The organism is Stenotrophomonas sp. BIGb0135 (assembly GCF_024810105.1).
GTDB lineage: Bacteria > Pseudomonadota > Gammaproteobacteria > Xanthomonadales > Xanthomonadaceae > Stenotrophomonas > Stenotrophomonas maltophilia_AB.
This window is the reverse complement of the sequence record NZ_JANUDX010000008.1, coordinates 42,245-59,510: the sequence shown is the minus strand read 5'-3', so window position 1 is coordinate 59,510 and position 17,266 is coordinate 42,245. Positions and strand designations below refer to the sequence as shown.

At 67.8% G+C, this 17,266-nt stretch carries 12 protein-coding genes; 5 read left to right on the top strand and 7 right to left on the bottom strand.

Annotated elements, in window-relative coordinates:
- Window positions 1-9: 9 nt before the first annotated feature.
- Entirely contained in the window at window positions 10-2,082 is a 2,073-nt protein-coding gene (locus tag M2421_RS15475) for an EAL domain-containing protein (RefSeq protein ID WP_259208345.1), read from the top strand.
- 72 nt (window positions 2,083-2,154) lie between these two features.
- On the opposite strand, the gene fabV is transcribed toward M2421_RS15475, so the two are convergent.
- The 6 genes from fabV to queA all read right to left on the bottom strand — a co-directional run bounded on the left by fabV (window position 2,155) and on the right by queA (window position 10,113).
- On the bottom strand, window positions 2,155-3,411 hold the full coding sequence (gene fabV / locus M2421_RS15470) for an enoyl-ACP reductase FabV (RefSeq protein WP_259208342.1): 1,257 nt from the start codon (window positions 3,409-3,411) through the stop codon (window positions 2,155-2,157).
- Window positions 3,412-4,441: 1,030 nt separating this feature from the next.
- Window positions 4,442-5,419 (bottom strand): protein translocase subunit SecF, encoded by a 978-nt coding sequence (gene secF, locus M2421_RS15465; RefSeq protein ID WP_259208341.1) that lies wholly within the window; start codon window positions 5,417-5,419, stop codon window positions 4,442-4,444.
- A 16-nt stretch (window positions 5,420-5,435) separates the two neighbouring features.
- Window positions 5,436-7,289, bottom strand: coding sequence for a protein translocase subunit SecD (gene secD / locus M2421_RS15460; RefSeq protein WP_259208340.1), 1,854 nt, complete (start codon window positions 7,287-7,289; stop codon window positions 5,436-5,438).
- Window positions 7,290-7,350: 61 nt separating this feature from the next.
- Entirely contained in the window at window positions 7,351-7,695 is a 345-nt protein-coding gene (yajC, locus tag M2421_RS15455) for a preprotein translocase subunit YajC (protein ID WP_259208337.1), read from the bottom strand.
- A gap of 152 nt (window positions 7,696-7,847) precedes the next feature.
- Entirely contained in the window at window positions 7,848-8,978 is a 1,131-nt protein-coding gene (gene tgt / locus M2421_RS15450) for a tRNA guanosine(34) transglycosylase Tgt (protein WP_259208335.1), read from the bottom strand.
- A gap of 70 nt (window positions 8,979-9,048) precedes the next feature.
- Complete coding sequence (gene queA, locus M2421_RS15445) at window positions 9,049-10,113, bottom strand: tRNA preQ1(34) S-adenosylmethionine ribosyltransferase-isomerase QueA (RefSeq protein WP_259208332.1); 1,065 nt, start codon at window positions 10,111-10,113, stop codon at window positions 9,049-9,051.
- 212 nt (window positions 10,114-10,325) lie between these two features.
- On the opposite strand from queA, the gene M2421_RS15440 reads away from it, so the two are divergent.
- On the top strand, window positions 10,326-11,822 hold the full coding sequence (locus M2421_RS15440; RefSeq protein ID WP_259208330.1) for an aminotransferase class III-fold pyridoxal phosphate-dependent enzyme: 1,497 nt from the start codon (window positions 10,326-10,328) through the stop codon (window positions 11,820-11,822).
- Between the two features lie 237 nt (window positions 11,823-12,059).
- Complete coding sequence (locus tag M2421_RS15435) at window positions 12,060-12,653, top strand: TIGR00730 family Rossman fold protein (protein WP_259208328.1); 594 nt, start codon at window positions 12,060-12,062, stop codon at window positions 12,651-12,653.
- Between the two features lie 43 nt (window positions 12,654-12,696).
- Here the strand turns inward: M2421_RS15435 and M2421_RS15430 are convergent, their stop codons facing one another.
- Window positions 12,697-15,576 carry an EAL domain-containing protein gene (locus tag M2421_RS15430; RefSeq protein ID WP_259208325.1) on the bottom strand — a complete coding sequence of 960 codons (2,880 nt, stop codon included), beginning with the start codon at window positions 15,574-15,576 and terminating at the stop codon, window positions 12,697-12,699.
- Window positions 15,577-15,778: 202 nt separating this feature from the next.
- Here M2421_RS15430 and M2421_RS15425 point away from each other — a divergent pair, with 202 nt between their 5' ends.
- Window positions 15,779-16,333 carry an RNA polymerase sigma factor gene (locus M2421_RS15425; RefSeq protein ID WP_259208618.1) on the top strand — a complete coding sequence of 185 codons (555 nt, stop codon included), beginning with the start codon at window positions 15,779-15,781 and terminating at the stop codon, window positions 16,331-16,333.
- Window positions 16,330-17,265, top strand: coding sequence for a hypothetical protein (locus tag M2421_RS15420; protein WP_259208324.1), 936 nt, complete (start codon window positions 16,330-16,332; stop codon window positions 17,263-17,265). The genes M2421_RS15425 and M2421_RS15420 overlap by 4 nt, the downstream gene beginning before the upstream one ends.
- Window position 17,266 lies beyond the last annotated feature (1 nt).

The following is a 17,266-nucleotide window of genomic DNA, read 5'->3' as shown; positions in this document are numbered from 1 at the left end:
GAGTAGTGAATGCAGAACGCGAATGACATCACCGTCCGCCTGCTGATCGTGGATGACAGCGGCGAAAACGCTGAAACCATCGTCAGCACGCTGCGCAACAGCGGCATCGCGGTGCGCCCGGCGCGTCCGCAGCACAGCGAGGAGCTGGCCCAGATCCTGGGCAGCCAGCCGATCGACCTGGTGCTGGTCGCCCCGGCGCAGAGCATCCCGCTGCTGCAGGTGACCCAGCAGATCGCGGCCAGCGGCAAGGACATCCCGATGATCCTGCTGGCCGAATCGATCGACGAGAACGAGTGGGTCGAAGCCGGGGCCAACGGCATCCGCGCGATCGCCCTGCGCAACCGCCCCGAACACCTGCTGGCGGTGGTGCGCAATGAATGGACCGACCTGCACGCCCGTCGCGGGCTGCGCCGGATCGAAGCGCAGATGCGCGAGACCGAGCGCCGCTGCGATGCGCTGATCTCCTCCTCGCGCGACCCGATCGCCTACGTCCACGAGGGCATGCACATCCGCGCCAACGAGGCGTACCTGGAGATGTTCGGCTACGAGTCGTTCGACGACGTGGAAGGCATTTCGCTGCTGGACATGGTCGCCCCGCAGCACGTGGACGGTTTCAAGCAGCTGCTCAAGTCGATGAGCAAGGGCGAGGCGCCGCCGCCGCAGTACCAGGTGGACGCGCGCAACCAGGACGGGGCGGTGTTCCCGGCCACGATGGAATTCACCCAGGCCAGCTACGAAGGCGAGTCCTGCCTGCAGGTGGTGTTCCGCCGCCGGCGCATGGAGTTCGACCCGGAGCTGGCGCGCGAAGTCGAAGACCTCCGCCAGCGCGACCAGGTCACCGGCCTGCTCAACCGCCCCACCTTCATGCTGCACGTGGAGAACGCGGTGGCCCAGGCCGGTCGCAGCGAAGGCCAGTTCGGCCTGCTGCTGGTCGAGCCGGACCACTACGCCCGCCTGCTGCCGGATATCGGCCTGGATTCGGCCGATGCGCTGATCGCCGCGCTGGCCCGGGTGCTGGCCGACAGCGTCGGCGACGCGGCCCAGGTGGCCCGTTTCGGCGAGCACAGTTTCGCCGTGCTCACCGAAGGCGCCTACGCGCAGACGGTGGCACTGGCCGACCAGATCCGCGACGCCTTCGCCGCGCAGGTGTTCAGCATCGGCGAGCGCTCGGCCACGGTCACGGTGAGCATCGGCGGCGTGCAGGTGGGCGAGAAGATCGCCAGCATCGGCCAGGTGCTGGCCCGCGCCACCGAGTGCCAGCAGGCCGCCTCCGAGCTGGGCAACACCAGCCGCATCTTCGACCCGGCCGCCGTCGACCGCGTCGAGGAAGAGCGCATCCAGCGCTGGGTGGCACGCATTCGTGAAGCCCTGGCCGGTGACGGTTTCCAGCTGCACTACCAGCCGGTGCTGAACCTGCAGGGCGAGGCACTGGAGCTGTACGAGGCCTACCTGCGCCTGGACAACAACGGCGAACTGCTCAGCCCCACGGCGTTCCTGGGCATCGCCGAAGAACATGGTCTGCTGGCCGAGATCAACCGCTGGGTGGTCGCGCATGCCATCAGCGTGCTGGGCCAGCGCGAGCGTGCCGGGCACCCGACCCACCTGATGGTGAAGATCACCCCGGAGTCGTTCAACGATCCGTTGATGGTGGCCACCCTGCGCCGCGAACTGCAGGCGCATGGCGTGCCGGGCGAGCGCTTGTGGCTGCATGCGCCGGAGGCCAAGGTGTTCACCCACCTGCGCAATGCCCAGCAGTTCCTGGCCGACGTGGCCCCGCTGGGGTGCCGGATCGGCCTGGAACAGTTCGGCTCGGGGCTGGACTCGTTCCAGCTGCTGGCCCACTTCCAGCCGCAGTTCCTCAAGCTGGACCGCGACTTCACCCGCGATGTCGCCAGCACCCGCGAACACGGCGAGAAGATCAGCGAGATCACCACCCGCGCGCAGTCGGCCAACATCCGCACCATCGCCGAGTTCGTCGCCGATGCCAACTCGATGAGCCTGCTGTTCAGTGCCGGCGTGGATTACGTGCAGGGCGAGTTCGTGGGGCCGGCCGGCCCGCTGATGAACTTCGATTTCGCCTGAGGCGTCGCGCCAGTGGTGAAACGAAAGCGCCGGGCAGTGCCCGGCGTTTTCAATGCTGCATACCCTGCCGGATCAGGCCATCTCGACCAGGTTCGGAATCTTCACGTCGGTGGCCACATCCGCGTCGTAATCCACGCCGTCCACGCCGAAGCCGAACAGGCGCAGGAAGTCGGCCTTGTAGCCGGCCAGGTCGCTGATCTCGTACAGGTTCTCGTTGGTCACCTGCGGCCACAGCGCAACCACCTCGCCCTGCACGTCCGGCGCCATCTCCTTGTAATCCGCACGCAGGCGGCCGGCCTCGTCGATCAACGCGACCGTGCGGCCGCCGTCGCTGAGGTCATGGCGCAGGCGCTCGGTCGCGGTGCCGCTGTCCTTGCCGCCGTAGACGATGTCATACAGCGTATCGAGCTGCTCGATGCAGCCTTCGTGAGTGCCCTTGGCCTTCATCACCTTGAACAGCAGCGACAGGTATAACGGCATGGTCGGGATGGCCGAGCTGGCCTGGGTGACCACGGCCTTGAGCACCGATACGCGCGCGTCGCCGCCGATCTTCTCCAGCTTCTCGCGCAGGCCCAGCACCTTGGTGTCCAGGTCCTTCTTGGCCGCGCCGATCGAGCCGTTCCAGTAGATGGCCTGGGTGATCTCTTCGCCGACATAGGTGAAGGCGGTGGTCGTCGCGCCTTCGGCCAGTACGCCGGCCTCGAGCAGCGCATCGATCCACATCTGCCAGTCTTCGCCGCCCATCACCGCAACAGTGCCGGCGACTTCTTCCGGGGTGGCCGGCTCAATCGTGGTCTCGGTGATCACTTCCTTGTCGGTATCCAGCCCGCGCAGGGTGATCGGCGCGCCGATCGGCTTGAGCGTGGAGCTGATCACTTCGCCGGTCTTGGGGTGCTTGCGGCGCGGCGCGGCCAGGCTGTACACCACCTGGTCGACCTGGCCGAGGTCCTGCTTGATCAGCTCGATGACCTTGGCCTTGACCTCATCGGAGAACGCATCGCCGTTGACGCTCTTGGCGTACAGGCCGGCCTGCTCGGCGTACTTGTGGAACGCAGCGGTGTTGTACCAGCCGGCGGTGCCGGGCTTGGTCTCGGTGCCCGGACGCTCGAAGAACACGCCCAGCGTCGCAGCATCGCTGCCGAAGGCGGCAGTGATGCGCGCGGCCAGGCCGTAGCCGGTGGACGCGCCGAGCACCAGCACCTTCTTCGGCCCGTTGGTGATCTTCGGCTTGGCCTGGATGTAGTCGATCTGCTGCTTGACGGCCGCATCGCAGCCGACGGGATGGGTGGTGACGCAGATGAAGCCGCGCACACGCGGTTTGATGACCATGGAAACCTCGATTGGACTGGCGCAGGCCCAGCCTGCGCGATGAAAAGGGGCGGCGCGCGCCACCGGAGCGGCTGCACGGAACGCATGGGATCGTAGTGCGCGGGGGCGCGTTGCACAACCGACGGGGGTGTATGGCGCGCGGCCTGTCACCCGCCCCTCGTCCGACCGTTGGCCGCACGCTGGGCGGAGAGCAGCCGGGCATGGCCCGGCTCTACCAAGCGAGAGCAGCCTGTGCAGGAAAGCCATGCGCGATGAATGCCACATGCCAGACAAGAATGGATCGTCGACGCTCAGGAAAAGTGGCCGTCGGCTCTACCGCCCGGTTCGCGCCCAACCAACGGAGGATGGCGGGTAGCCCCGTGCAGGACCGTCATGCGCCATGGATGGCGCATGTCGAGCCCCCATGGACGGGTTTACGGCGTGTCCTGCGCGGGGCTGCCCGCCATCCTCCCTCACGCGCAACAAGGACGCCGGCGTTGGCGTTCCAGCCTATGCCTCGCCTTGAATGTGCCCGTGCGTCGCAAAAAGTGCCCGCCGGCTCTACCGTCCGGTTCGCGCCGAACCAACGGAGGATGGCGGGTAGCCCCGTGCAGGACCGTCATGCGCCATGGATGGCGCATGTCGGGCCCCCATGGAAGGGTTTACGGCGTGTCCTGCGCGGGGCTGCCCGCCATCCTCCCTCACGCGCAACAAAGACGCCGGCGTTGGCATTTCAGCCTTTCGCCTTTGACCATGCCCGTGCGTCGCAAAAAAGTGGCTGTCGGCTCTACCGTCAGGTTCGCGCCGAACCCCCGGAGGATGGCGGGTAGCCCCGTGCAGGGCCGTCATGCGCCATGGATGGCGCATGTCGAGCCCCCATGGACGGGTTTACGGCGTGTCCTGCGCGGGGCTGCCCGCCATCCTCCAACACGCGCAACAAGGACGCCGCCATTGGCTTTTCAGCCGCTCGCCTTTGACCATGCCCGTGCCGCGCAAAAAAAGAAAAGCCGCGCAGAGCGCGGCTTTTCAGGTCCATCAGCCAACCGATGCCTTACGGACGACGCTCCAGCGCCTCGATGTCCTTCGCCTTCGGCAGCAGGTCCTGCTTGGTCACGCGCAGCGCACCGATGGTCAGCATCGGCACGGCCACCAGGATCGAGGACAGCACCACGATCACCGCGCCCACCATGTGCGTCTCGGCCAGGCCTTCCATCGACGTACCGCCGTACAGGTACAGCGCCAGGGCCGACAGGAAGAACATCACCGCCGTGATCACCGTACGCGACAGCGTCTGGTTGATCGACCGGTTCAACACCTCCAGCGGCTCCACACGCAGACTGCGGAAGTTCTCGCGCACGCGGTCGAACACCACGATGATGTCGTTGATGGCAAAGCCCATCACCGACAACAGGCCCGCCAGCACCGTCAGGTCGAACTCGCGACCGATCGCCGAAATGTAGGCCACCGTCACCAGCAGATCGAACAGCGCCACGATGCTGGCCGTGATCGCGAACTTCCATTCGAAACGGAACGCGATGTAGATCAGGAAGCCCACCAGCATGAACAGCGTGGCGTACAGGCCGTTCATCGCCAGGTCCTTGCCGACCTGCGGGCCCACGAACTCGTTGCGCTGGATCGTGGCCTTGTTGTCGTCCAGCGAAATGGCCTTCACCACCGCAGCGGCGGTGCGCTGGTCACTGGCCGAATTGCCGGTGCCGGGCGCGTGCTCACCCTGCGGTGCCAAGCGGATCAGCAGATCGGTGTTGCCACCGAAACTCTGCACCTGGGCACCCTCGAAACCATTGGCCTCGAGCTTGGCGCGGACATCTTCAACGTCCACCTGGCGCTCGAAGCGGGCTTCGATCAAGGTGCCGCCGGTGAAGTCCAGCGCGTAGTTGAAGCCCTTGGTGGCGATCAGCGCGATCGAACCGATGAACAGCAACAGGGTGACCACCATGGCGGCATGACGCCAACGCATGAAGTCGATCTTGGTGTCGTTCGGGAGGATATGCAGCGGAAACAGTTTCATTGTGCGTGTCGTCCCGTCAGATGGCCACGTTCTGGAGCTTCTTGCGACGGCCGTAAATCAGCGTCGCCAGGGCGCGCGATACGGTGATCGCCGTGAACATCGAAGCGAAGATACCGATGATCATGGTCAGCGCGAAGCCCTTCAGCGGACCGGTGCCGAATGCATACAGCGCCACACCGACAATCAGGCCGGTCAGGTTGGCGTCGAGGATGGTGCCGCTGGCGCGGTCATAACCGGTCACGATCGCGGTCTTGCCCGGCATGCCCGCACGCAGCTCCTCGCGGATACGCTCGTTGATCAGCACGTTGGCATCCACCGACAGACCCACCGACAACGCCAGGCCGGCGAAGCCAGGCAGGGTCATGGTGGCGCCGAACATCGACATCACCGCCACCACGATCAGCAGGTTGAACAGCATCGCCAGCGAGGTGATCACGCCGAACATGCGGTAGTAGATGCTGAAGAACACCAGCGTGAACAGGAACGCGTAGACCACCGCGGTGATACCGTTCTTGACGTTCTCCGCACCCAGGCTCGGGCCGACCACGCGCTCTTCCACGAAGTCCATCGGCGCGGCCAGCGAGCCCGACTTCAGCAGCTTGGCCAGGTCTTCGGCTTCCTTCTTCTCCAGGCCGGTGGTCTGGAAGTTCTTGCCGAACACGCCATTGATGTTGGCCACCGAGATCACTTCTTCCTTGACCCGGAAGCTGCGCACTTCCTTGCCATCGACCATGTTCACGGTCGGGATGCGCTCGGTGTAGACCACCGCCATCGGCTTGTTCACGTTGGCGCTGGTGAAGTCGAACATGCGCTGGCCGCCGACGTTGTTCAGCGTCACGCTGACCGCCGCCGCACCGTTCTGGTCGGTGGTGGCCTGCGCGGCGACCATCTGGTCACCGGTCACGATCACGCGCTTGTTGAGCAGCACCGGGCCACCGCTGTCGCGGCGCTGGTAGACCTTGGCCTCCGGCGGGATGCGGCCGCTGGCGACCGCATCCTGCGCGTTGCCTTCCACCACGGCGCGGTATTCCAGCGTCGCGGTGGCACCGATCATGCGCTTGGCTTCGGCCGTGTCCTGCACGCCCGGCAGCTGCACGACCACGCGGTCGGCACCCTGGCGCTGGATGATCGGCTCGGCCACGCCCAGCTGGTTCACGCGGTTGCGCAGGGTGTTGATGTTCTGCTCGATCGCGCCATTGGCGATCTGGTTCAACTCGGCCTCGGGCACCTTGACCGCGATGCGGTTGTCGGTGACCTCATAGCCCAGCGTCGGCTGCGCCTTGGCCATCACCTCGCGCGCACGGGTCACCGCATCGGCGCCGGCGGACGGGCTGATGGTCGCCACGATGCTGTTGTCCGTGCGACGCTCCACCGACTGGTACGCGATGCGGGCATCGCGCAGGCTGGTGCGCACGTCTTCGGCGTAGGCGTCCAGGCGCTTGTCCAGCGCGGCCTTCTGGTCGACCTGCAGGACGAAGTGCACACCGCCCTGCAGATCCAGGCCGAGCACCATCGGGCGGCCGCCCAGCTTGGCCAGCCACTCCGGCACGGTCGAGGCGAGGTTCAGCGCCACCACGTAGTTTTCGCCGACCGTGTCGCGCAGCGTATCGCTGGCGGCGGCCTGCGCCTTCAGGTCGGCCAGGCGGACGATCAGGCTGTCGCCTTCCTTCTCCGCGCCGATCGTGGTGATGTTGGCCTTCTTCAGCTCGGCCAGCACGCGATCGCGCAGGGCGTCATCGATCTGCCCGCCACGGTTGGCGGTGATCTGGACGGCCGGGTCCTTCTGGTAAATGTTGGGCAGCGCGTACAGGGTGCTGAGCGCCAGCACGATCAGGATGACGAAGTACTTCCAGCGTGGAAATTCGAGCATTGCTTGGGTCCCGCGCGGCGCCCGTCCCGGCGCCGCGGTTGTGCTTCGGAAAAGGAGTGGCTCAGTTGGCCGACTTCAGCGTGCCGGTCGGCAGCACGTTGCCCACGGCGCCCTTCTGCACGCGGATCTGCACGTTGTCGGCCACTTCGATGGTGATGAAGTTGTCGCCGATATTGGTGACCACGCCGGCGATGCCGCCGTTGGTCAGCACTTCGTCGCCCCGCTTGATCTTCTCCAGCATGGCCTTGTGTTCCTTCTGGCGCTTCATCTGCGGGCGGATCATCAGGAAGTACATGATCGCGATCAGGATGATCGGGAACAGCAGCGTGGTCAGACCCATGCCCTGCGGCTGGCCACCAGCGGCTTGGGCGTGGGCGGCGGGAATCAGGAAAGCGAGCAGGTTCATCTTGTGTCCTTGGGTTGGGAGGCGCCCCGCCCAGGTGGGCCGGGGAGTCGCCGCGAAACGGTGGTCAGCCACGAAGTATGCCATGGCCCCGGGAGTTCGTCCTTGGGCCGTTTGGCAGGGTCGGCGCGCCGGCCCGGAGCAGGCGGCAGGCCTTACAGGGCCGGCGTGGCCATGCCACGGGCCGCGTAGAAGGACTCGCGGAAGGCGGCAAAGGTTCCCGCCGCGATGGCCGCGCGCATGTCCGCCATCAGCTTTTCGTAGTAATACAGGTTGTGGATGGTGCCCAGCATCGGTGCCAGCATTTCGTTGCAGCGGTCCAGGTGGCGCAGGTAGGACCGGGTGTAGCCACTGGTGCAGGCGTGGCAGCCGCAGCCCGGCTCGATGGTGTCCATGTCGCGCTCGTAGCGGGCGTTGCGGATGCGTACGGTGCCGAACGAGGTGAAATAGTGGCCGTTGCGGGCGTTGCGGGTGGGCATCACGCAATCGAACATGTCCACGCCACGGGCAACGCCTTCGACCAGGTCCTCCGGCCGGCCCACGCCCATCAGGTAGCGCGGGCGGTCGGCCGGCAGGATCGGGTGCATGTGGTCGAGCATGGCGTTGCGCTCGTGTTCCGGCTCACCCACCGCCAGCCCGCCGATGGCGTAGCCGTCGAACCCGATCTGCTGCAGGCCCTCGGCGGAGCGGCTGCGCAGGTCGTGGTGGACCCCGCCCTGGACGATCCCGAACAGCGCCGCGTCGTTGCCCAGCGCGTCATGCGCGTTGCGGCTGCGCTGGGCCCAGCGCAGGCTGAGCTCCATCGAGGTGCGCGCCACCGGCTCGGTGGCCGGGTACGGGGTGCACTCGTCGAAGATCATCACGATGTCCGAATCGAGCACCTTCTGGATGCGCATGCTCTCCTCCGGCCCCAGGAACACGCGGGCACCGTCGGTCGGCGAGGCGAAGGTGACGCCCTGCTCGGTGATCTTGCGCCGATGGGCCAGCGAGAACACCTGGAAACCGCCGGAATCGGTCAGGATCGGCCCGTCCCAGCGCGCGAAGCCATGCAGGCCGCCGTGGTCGGCGATCACGTCCAGGCCCGGCCGCAGGTACAGGTGGAAGGTATTGCCCAGGATGATTTCCGCACCCAGCGCCCGGATCTGCTCGGGCAGGATGCCCTTGACCGACCCGTAGGTGCCCACCGGCATGAACGCCGGGGTTTCCACGGTCCCGCGCGGGAACGTCAAGCGGCCGCGGCGGGCGCGGCCGTCGGTGGTCTGGAGCTGGAACTGGAGTCGGGACATGGAGCAGGATTCGGGCAAATAATTGCCGATTATCGCCGAAAAGCCGCCCGCCTGCCCTGCCGGCGGCCCTTTACCCCTGCGGGAACAGCAGCATCGCATCCCCGTAGCTGAAGAACCGGTACTTCTCCGCGATCGCGGCCCGGTAGGCCTCGAACACCCGGTCCTGCCCGGCGAAGGCCGAAATCATCATCAGCAGGGTGCTTTCCGGCAGGTGGAAGTTGGTCACCATCGCGTCCACGCTGCGGATCCGGTAGCCGGGGGTGATGAAGATCTGGGTCTCCCCGGCATATGGCAGCAGTTCGCCGTCGCGCATCGCGCTCTCCAGCGCGCGCACCACCGTGGTCCCCACCCCGATCACCCGGCCGCCGGCCGCGCGCGTGCGGCGCACCTGCTGGACCAGCTCGGCGCCCACGTTGAGCCATTCGCGGTGCATCACATGGTCGGTCAGGTCATCCACCCGGACCGGCTGGAAGGTGCCCGCGCCCACGTGCAGGGTGACATGGCCGACCTCCACGCCCCTGGCCGACAGCGCCGCCAGCAGCGCCTCGTCGAAATGCAGGCCGGCCGTAGGCGCGGCCACCGCGCCCACTTCACGGGCGAACACGGTCTGGTAGCGCTCGCGGTCGTCCAGCCCCGGCTCGCGCTGGATGTACGGCGGCAGCGGCAGTCGACCGGCATGCAGCAGCCATTGCTCCAGCGCCTCGGGCACGTGGAACTGCAGCACATAGAACTCCCCGTCGCGCCCCAGCACTTCGGCCTCGCCACCGGCATCCAGAGCGATCCGGCTGCCCGGCTTGGGCGACTTGCTCGCCCCCACCTGGGCCCGCGCCTGCTGCGCGCCCAGCAGGCGCTCGATCAGGATCTCGACCCGGCCACCACTGGCCTTCTGCCCGAACAGGCGCGCCGGAATCACCCGGGTGTCGTTGAACACCAGCAGGTCGCCAGGGTTGAGCAGGTCCGGCAGGTCGCGCACGTGGCGATGCTCGAACGCGGCCGGGGCCTGCGGGACCAGCATCAGGCGGCTGGCCGAGCGCTCGGCCAGGGGCGCCTGCGCGATCAGCTCAGGCGGCAGTTCATAGTTGAAATCGGACTTCTTCAAGGGAGCGCACGGCAACGTGTAGGCAATGTCGGCCATTGTACGACTGGCCCTCGGTGGCAATGCGCGATTGGGCGAACGTCGCGCAAAATGCTGCTATGCAACAGTTTTCTGCGGGGTTATCGCGCGAAAAACCGCGTGCTAGCATCGAGATGGAAGTCAGATGCACGAGCAGGAATACCCCGAGCGCGCGCGAATAGACGCGCGTTTTGCATTTCCGCCGTGCCGCCAATCGTTTCAGGAGATCTGCAATGAGCTTCATCGAACGTCTTGCCCCCCTTCGCGCCCAGCCCGGCACCCGTCTCACCGCCGGCCTGGATGACGCCAGCCTCGAGCGCCTCGCCGCGGGCCATCCGCAGCTGGTGGCGGCCATCGACGCCGCCGTGGCCGAATTCGAGCGCGTTCGCGCCGACCTGGGCGACCTGCTGGCGCTGGACGAGCGCGCCCAGATCGACGCGATGCAGGATGGCTTCGTCAATTTCTACGCCGACGATGCCGTCACCCCCTACGTTGCCCTCGCCGCGCGTGGCGCCTGGGTGGTCACCCTGAAGGGCGCGGTGCTGTACGACGCCGGCGGCTACGGCATGCTCGGCTTCGGGCATACCCCCGAGGCGGTGCTGGCCGCCATGGCCGCCCCGCAGGTGATGGCCAACGTGATGACCCCCAGTCTTTCGCAGCAGCGCTTCATCCAGGCCCTGCGCAAGGAGATCGGCCACCGCCGCGGCGGCTGCCCGTTCGCCCGCTTCATGTGCCTCAATTCCGGCTCCGAAGCGGTCGGCCTGGCCGCGCGCATCGCCGACGTCAACGCCAAGCTGCAGACCGATCCGGGCGCCCGCCATGCGGGGGCGAAGATCAAGCGCGTGGTGATCAAGGGCAGCTTCCACGGCCGTACCGACCGCCCGGGCCTGTACTCCGATTCCAGCCGCAAGACCTACGTGCAGCACCTGGCCAGCTACCGCGGGGAAGATAGCGTGATCGCGCTGGCGCCGTATGACGAGGAGGCGCTCAAGCGGGTGTTCGCCGAGGCCGAGCAGAACCAGTGGTTCATCGAGGCCGTGTTCCTGGAGCCGGTGATGGGCGAAGGCGACCCGGGCCGTTCGGTGCCGCCGGCGTTCTATGCCCTGGCCCGCGACCTGACCCGCCAGCACGGCAGCCTGCTGCTGATCGACTCTATCCAGGCCGGCCTGCGCGCCCACGGCGTGCTGTCCATCGTCGACTATCCCGGCTTCGAAGGCCTGGACGCGCCGGACATGGAGACCTATTCCAAGGCACTCAATGCCGCGCAGTTCCCGCTGTCGGTGCTGGCCGTCACCGAGCATGCCGCGCAGCTGTACCGCAAGGGCATCTACGGCAACACGATGACCTCCAACCCGCGCGCCCTGGACGTGGCCTGCGCCACGTTGTCGCTGCTGACGCCGCAGGTGCGCGAGAACATCCGCGTGCGCGGGGCCGAGGCCGTGCGCAAGCTGGAGCAGCTCAAGGGCGAGCTGGGCGGGCTGATCACCAAGGTGCAGGGCACCGGCCTGCTGTTCTCCTGTGAACTGGCCCCGCAGTTCAAGTGCTATGGCACCGGATCCACCGAAGAGTGGCTGCGCAACCACGGCATCAACGTCATCCATGGTGGCGAGAACTCCCTGCGCTTCACCCCGCATTTCGGCATGGACAGCGACGAGCTGGACCTGCTGGTCGGGCTGGTCGGCCGGGCACTGAAGGAAGGCCCGCGCCGGCAACAGTCGCAGGCAGCCTGACCCCGACGGTCGCCCGCCCTCCGCCGTAGAGCCGACCGTTGGTCGGCTGCCGTCACCCCGTAACGCCGACCGCTGGTCGGCTGCCGTCTCCGATCGCCGATTGGCCTCCACGCCCGTAACGCGCGATAATCACCGCCCGCATCCGCGGAACGACACCCCGTCACGAGACCGGAACACTGGTCATCGGCGGGGCTTTTTCGTTTCCGCCGCGTCAGTTTCTGAACACAGGAAGATCCAATGAAGTCGATTTGCGTTTACTGTGGTTCCAACCCCGGCAGCAAGCCGGTCTACACCGAGCGCGCCATCGCCCTCGGCGATCGCATCGCCCGCGACGGCCTGCGCCTGGTCTATGGTGGCGGCAATGTCGGCCTGATGGGAACCGTGGCCAACGCCGTGCTGGAAGGCGGCGGCAAGGTCACCGGCGTCATCCCCCAGCAGCTGGCCGATTGGGAAGTGTCGCACCGTGGCCTGACCGAGCTGGAAATCGTCGGCTCGATGCATGAGCGCAAGTCGCGCATGTTCGACCTCTCCGACGCCTTCGTGGCCCTGCCCGGCGGCTTCGGCACCATGGAAGAGATCTTCGAGATGCTCACCTGGCGCCAGCTTGGGATCGGCAACAAGCCGTGCGCCTTCCTGGACGTGGACGGCTTCTATGCCCCGCTGATCGGCATGATCGACCGCATGGTGGAAGAGCGTTTCCTGCACCCGGAACAGCGCGCCGACCTCTGGTACGGCTCGGACATCGACGCCATGCTGGACTGGATGCGCGCCTACCAGCCGGCCCAGGCCTCCAAGTGGATCGACGAAAAGCGCCAGGCCGCGTTGCGCTGATCCCCGGATGCGTTGACGAGGAGGTGCCGGCCAACGGCCGGCACTACTTCGCCGCGAACGTCTCCATCGGCGCCGGCCGCCCCAGCAGGTAGCCCTGCCCGTAGTCGCAGCCCAACTGCAGCAGGGTCCGGCGCTGCGCATCGTTCTCGATGCCCTCGCCCACCGTCTCGATGCCCAGCGTGCGCGCCAGCGACAGCACGCCCTGCACCAGAGCATAGGTGCTCTGCATGTCCTGCCCGTGCAGGCCGGCAATGAAGCTCTGGTCGATCTTCAAGGTGGAGATCGGGAACCGGTGCAGGTAGGACAGCGCCGAGAAGCCGGTCCCGAAATCATCCAGTTGCACCAGCACCCCGCGCTCGCGCAGCTGCTGCAGGATGCGCAAGGTGCGTGGGCCGTCGTCGAGCAACGCCACCTCGGTGATCTCCAGACGCAACCGGCGCGGGTCCGCGCCCGCCGCCTCGATCAGGCCGAACAGGCGCGCGCTGAAGTCGGCCGACCGGAAATGCCGCGGCGACACGTTGACCGACAGGTAGCCTTCGCCGCCCTGCGCCAGCTGCCCGATCACGTCCTCGTACAGCAGCCAGTCGACCTGCTCGATCAGCCCGCTCTCTTCCCCCAGATCGAGGAATGCGCTCGGCAGCAGCAACCCGCGGCGCTCGTGCTGCCAGCGCAGCAGCGCCTCGTAGCCCACCACCGCACCATCGCCCAGGCGCACGATCGGCTGGTAGTACGGCAGGAAGTCGCGGTTGATGATCGCCCGGCGCAGGTCCGCTTCCAGGTCCAGGCTGCGCAGCGCCTCCTCGCGCATGGCCTCGTCGAACACCGCGCAGCGGTCCTTGCCCTGTGCCTTGGCCCGGTACATGGCCGCATCCGCGTCACGCACCAGCTCCTCGCCGTTGCGATAGCGCGGGTTCCACAAGGCGATGCCCAGGCTGCCGGACGGGAACAGCTCCCGGCCCTGCACCCACATCGATTCTTCAAGCGCCACCAGCATCCGCTGCGAGAAATCGCGCGCGGTCTCCAGCCCGTGTTCGCACTGCAGCAGGATCGCGAATTCGTCGCCGCCCAGTCGCGCCACCACGTCGCCACTGCCGATCATCGATACGATCCGCTTGGCCACCTCGACCAGCATCTGGTCGCCGGCGGCGTGGCCGATGCTGTCGTTGACCAGCTTGAAGCGGTCCAGGTCCAGGAACAGCACCGCAAAGCGCGGGCCGTCGGGCACCCGCGCGCGCGCGATGGCATCTTCCAGCCGATCCAGCAGGTGCAGGCGGTTGGGCAACCCGGTCAACGCATCGTGCATGGCCTGGTGGGTCAGCCGCTGTTCGGCGCGCAGGCGCTCGCCGATCTGCCCGAGCAGCTTGTCGTTGACCTCGGCCAGCTCGCGGGTGCGTTCCTCCACGCGCTTCTCCAGCTCGGCGTGCGCGTTGCGCAGGCGTTCCTGGTCGCGCTGGCGGGCCAGGCCATTGCCGATGTTCTGCGCAACGAAGGTCAGCAGGCGCTGGTCGTGCGCGGTGAAACTCACCTCCGGCGAATAGCTCTGCACCACGATCACTCCCACCACGTCATCGTCGCTGAGCAGCGGCACGCCCAGCCAGCAATGCGAGCGCGCGCCGAACTCGCGGACCCGGCCGGAGGCGCGCAGTGCGTCGATGTGTTCGCGCGAGGCCAGCAACGGCTGGCGGTTGCGCACGATGAACTCGGTGAGCCCCTTGCTGAAGGGACGGGGTGCGCGCGAGGCGTTGTACTCGTCCACCGAATAGACGAAATCCAGCCCGTCGCCGCCCTCATTGACCAGCGCGATGTAGAAATTGCGCGCATCCAGCAGCGTGCCGACCACGCCGTGCACCTGCACGTAGAACTGGGCCAGGCTTTCGGCGCTCATCGCCATCTCGGCGATGTTGAACAGCGCCAGCTGCAGCTTCTCCGCGCGCCGGCGTTCCACCACTTCGTCCTGCAGGCTGCGGTTGGCGCGCTGCAGTTCCAGCGTGCGCCGCTCCACCTGGCGCTCCAGTTGCACCTGTGCCTGGCGCCGGTCCATCGCGGTCAAGATGTGCTGGGCCACGTAGCCCAGCAGGGTGCGATCGGCCTCGTTGTAGCGCACGCGCTGCTCGTAGCTCTGCACCACGATGGCGCCGCATACGCGGCCCTCGCGCAGCATCGGCACGCCCATCCAGTCCAGGCTCTCCGGGCCACGGCTGGGGTCGTACTCGTCGTTCATCGCCGCCAGCAGTTCGTTGGACGGCCCACTCAACGGCTGGCCGTGGCGCAGCAGCGCGAAGGTCAGGCTGCGCGGCATCTCGTGTTCTTCGTAGCTGCGGTCCGGGTCGGCCTCGAAGGTGTCGCGCTGGTCGGCGAAGTACAGGAACCGCACCCGCCGGCGGATGTCGTCGTACTCGACGATGTAGCAGTTCTGCGCGTACATCAGCGAGTTCAGCACGCGGTGGAAGTGCCGAAGCATCTCGGTCATCTCCAGGTCCGCGCCGGCCAGGTCGGCGATCTCGTACAGCGCCTGCTGCAGCCGCTTGGAGGTCTCCAGGGAGCGGATCTGCTCGCGCTGCCGCGCCAGCGCCAGGGCATCCTGCAGGGACTGCTGCGCGATCGCCCACCAGCCGTCATCCGGCGCGGCGTCCGCCGTCAGCACCCGCACCGCCAGTTCACTGCCCTGGTCCTGCCAACGACGCAACGAACGGTCGGGACCTGCCACATCGCCCAACAGCGACTCCAGCAACGCGGCCGTGCCCTGGGGCGGCGCCGGATGGGCGCGGCAGCCTTCGCCCAGCCCGGGGTCCACCCACGCCAGCGCCACCTGCGCGTCGCCAGCAAGCAACGCGCACAGCGACTGCGCAAGCGCAGCGGATACCACGGCGTCACGATCAGGATGCCCCACGGACGTCACCATCTGGCTGGACAGCATGTTCATCTCTTCTGGCACCGGAGTCCCGGTACCTCCCCTGCCCTGAGCATAGCGCGCCCACCGGGGGGCAATGGAAGCCCGCAACCCCGTTCAGCGCCACCGTACGTTGAACCCCTCGTCTTCGCTGCCATCGCCGGCCATGTCGTCCGTTACCCTCGCGCGCCCGCCCAGCTATGCGGAATCCTGCCCAGCGCTTACTCTGTGCGCCGTGGATGCCGCCGCCCTGCCAACCGATGAGTCGCTGATGCTGGCCTGGGCCGGCGGCGAGCTGCGTGCGTTCGACACCCTGTACGCCCGCCACCGCAGCCGCCTGTACAGCTTCCTGCTGCGCCAGCTGCGCGATGCGGCACTGGCCGACGAGATGTTCCAGGACGTGTGGCAGCGGGTGATCGCCGCCCGCGCCGGCTGGCAGCCCGAGGCCGCCTTCACCACCTGGCTGTTCCGGATTGCCCACAATCGGCTCAACGATCATTGGCGCGCCGCACGCCACCGTCCGCCCGCCCCTGGCGACGCCGAGGAGCGGGTGGCACGTATGAGCGACACGCATACGCCCGAGTCGCAGCTGTCCGAGTTCGAACAGCGCCGTCAGCTGCAACTGGCGATGGAGCAGCTTCCCGATGAACAGCGTGAGGTACTGCAGTTGCGGCTGGAGCAGGAGCTGAGCCTGGAAGAGATCGCCCAGATCACCGGCGTGGGCCGCGAAACGGTCAAATCGCGGCTGCGCTACGCCATGGACAAGCTGCGTGCAGGGGTGTCCGAATGAACCCGTCCGATCCGCTGACCCCCGAAGAACGCGAACTGGCGCGCCTGCTCGGCCGCGCGGCGCCGCACGCGCCCTCGGCGGCACTGGACGAGGCGGTGCTGGCCGCCGCGCGCGCCGCCGTGCAGCCGCAACCGGTCGCCACGGCGGTGGCGGAAGCGCCGTCGACCGCACCGATCGCGCGCCAGCGGCGTCCGCGCTCGCGCCTGCCGGCGGCACTCGGGCTGGCCGCCTCGGTGGTGTTTGCCGTGGGCATCGCCTGGCAGCTCAAGCCCGATACATCGCCCCCGCCGCCGCTGGCCGAGGGCGCACCGGCCGCTGCGGCGCCGCAGGCTGCCCCTGCCGAGGCAGCCGTCGCCCCGGCAACGGCCGAACGCACGCCGGCCCCGGTGGAGGCGGCCAAGCAGGCGACGGCCCCCGCCGCGGCACCACCAGCGCCGGCGGCGCAGCTGGCCACGGACGCGCCGCGCGCGCAGCGCGAGGCCGCGCCCAGGCTGCCCGCACCGGCGGCTCCGATCGTGACCCCACCTGCCCCACCCGCGCCGCCTGCGCCAGCCGCTGCCCCGCGCCAGGACGACGCGCGCGCGGCGGAGGCGGCACCGGTGCTGGACAGCGTCAGCCCCACCAGCGCGCCAGTGCCGTTCAAGGCCAACCAGGCCCCCGTCGCGCCGATCGCCGCCGAGTCGGCCCGCAGCGCCGCCGGGGTGATGCGTCGCGCGGCGCCCGCCCGGGTCGCCGCCGATGCCCCGGCCAGCGCGGTGGACGCCGCCGTCGATGCCGATGCGCTGCTGCCGCGCAAGCAGTGGCTCACCCGGATCCGCGAACGCCGCGATGCCGGCGACCTGGAGACCGCGCGCGCCAGCCTGGAACGCTACCTGCAGCACTATCCCGAAGCGCGCGTGCCGCGCGACGTGCGCCAGTTGCTGGACAACTGAC

Excerpts from the sequence above, each read along its gene's own strand:
- M2421_RS15430 (WP_259208325.1), bottom strand. The coding sequence starts at position 15,576 with ATGAACATGCTGTCCAGCCAGATGGTGACGTCCGTGGGGCATCCTGAT.
- secF (WP_259208341.1), bottom strand. The coding sequence starts at position 5,419 with ATGAAACTGTTTCCGCTGCATATCCTCCCGAACGACACCAAGATCGAC.
- M2421_RS15435 (WP_259208328.1), top strand. The coding sequence starts at position 12,060 with ATGAAGTCGATTTGCGTTTACTGTGGTTCCAACCCCGGCAGCAAGCCG.
- secD (WP_259208340.1), bottom strand. The coding sequence starts at position 7,289 with ATGCTCGAATTTCCACGCTGGAAGTACTTCGTCATCCTGATCGTGCTG.
- queA (WP_259208332.1), bottom strand. The coding sequence starts at position 10,113 with ATGGCCGACATTGCCTACACGTTGCCGTGCGCTCCCTTGAAGAAGTCC.
- yajC (WP_259208337.1), bottom strand. The coding sequence starts at position 7,695 with ATGAACCTGCTCGCTTTCCTGATTCCCGCCGCCCACGCCCAAGCCGCT.
- M2421_RS15440 (WP_259208330.1), top strand. The coding sequence starts at position 10,326 with ATGAGCTTCATCGAACGTCTTGCCCCCCTTCGCGCCCAGCCCGGCACC.
- tgt (WP_259208335.1), bottom strand. The coding sequence starts at position 8,978 with ATGTCCCGACTCCAGTTCCAGCTCCAGACCACCGACGGCCGCGCCCGC.
- fabV (WP_259208342.1), bottom strand. The coding sequence starts at position 3,411 with ATGGTCATCAAACCGCGTGTGCGCGGCTTCATCTGCGTCACCACCCAT.
- M2421_RS15475 (WP_259208345.1), top strand. The coding sequence starts at position 10 with ATGCAGAACGCGAATGACATCACCGTCCGCCTGCTGATCGTGGATGAC.
- M2421_RS15420 (WP_259208324.1), top strand. The coding sequence starts at position 16,330 with ATGAACCCGTCCGATCCGCTGACCCCCGAAGAACGCGAACTGGCGCGC.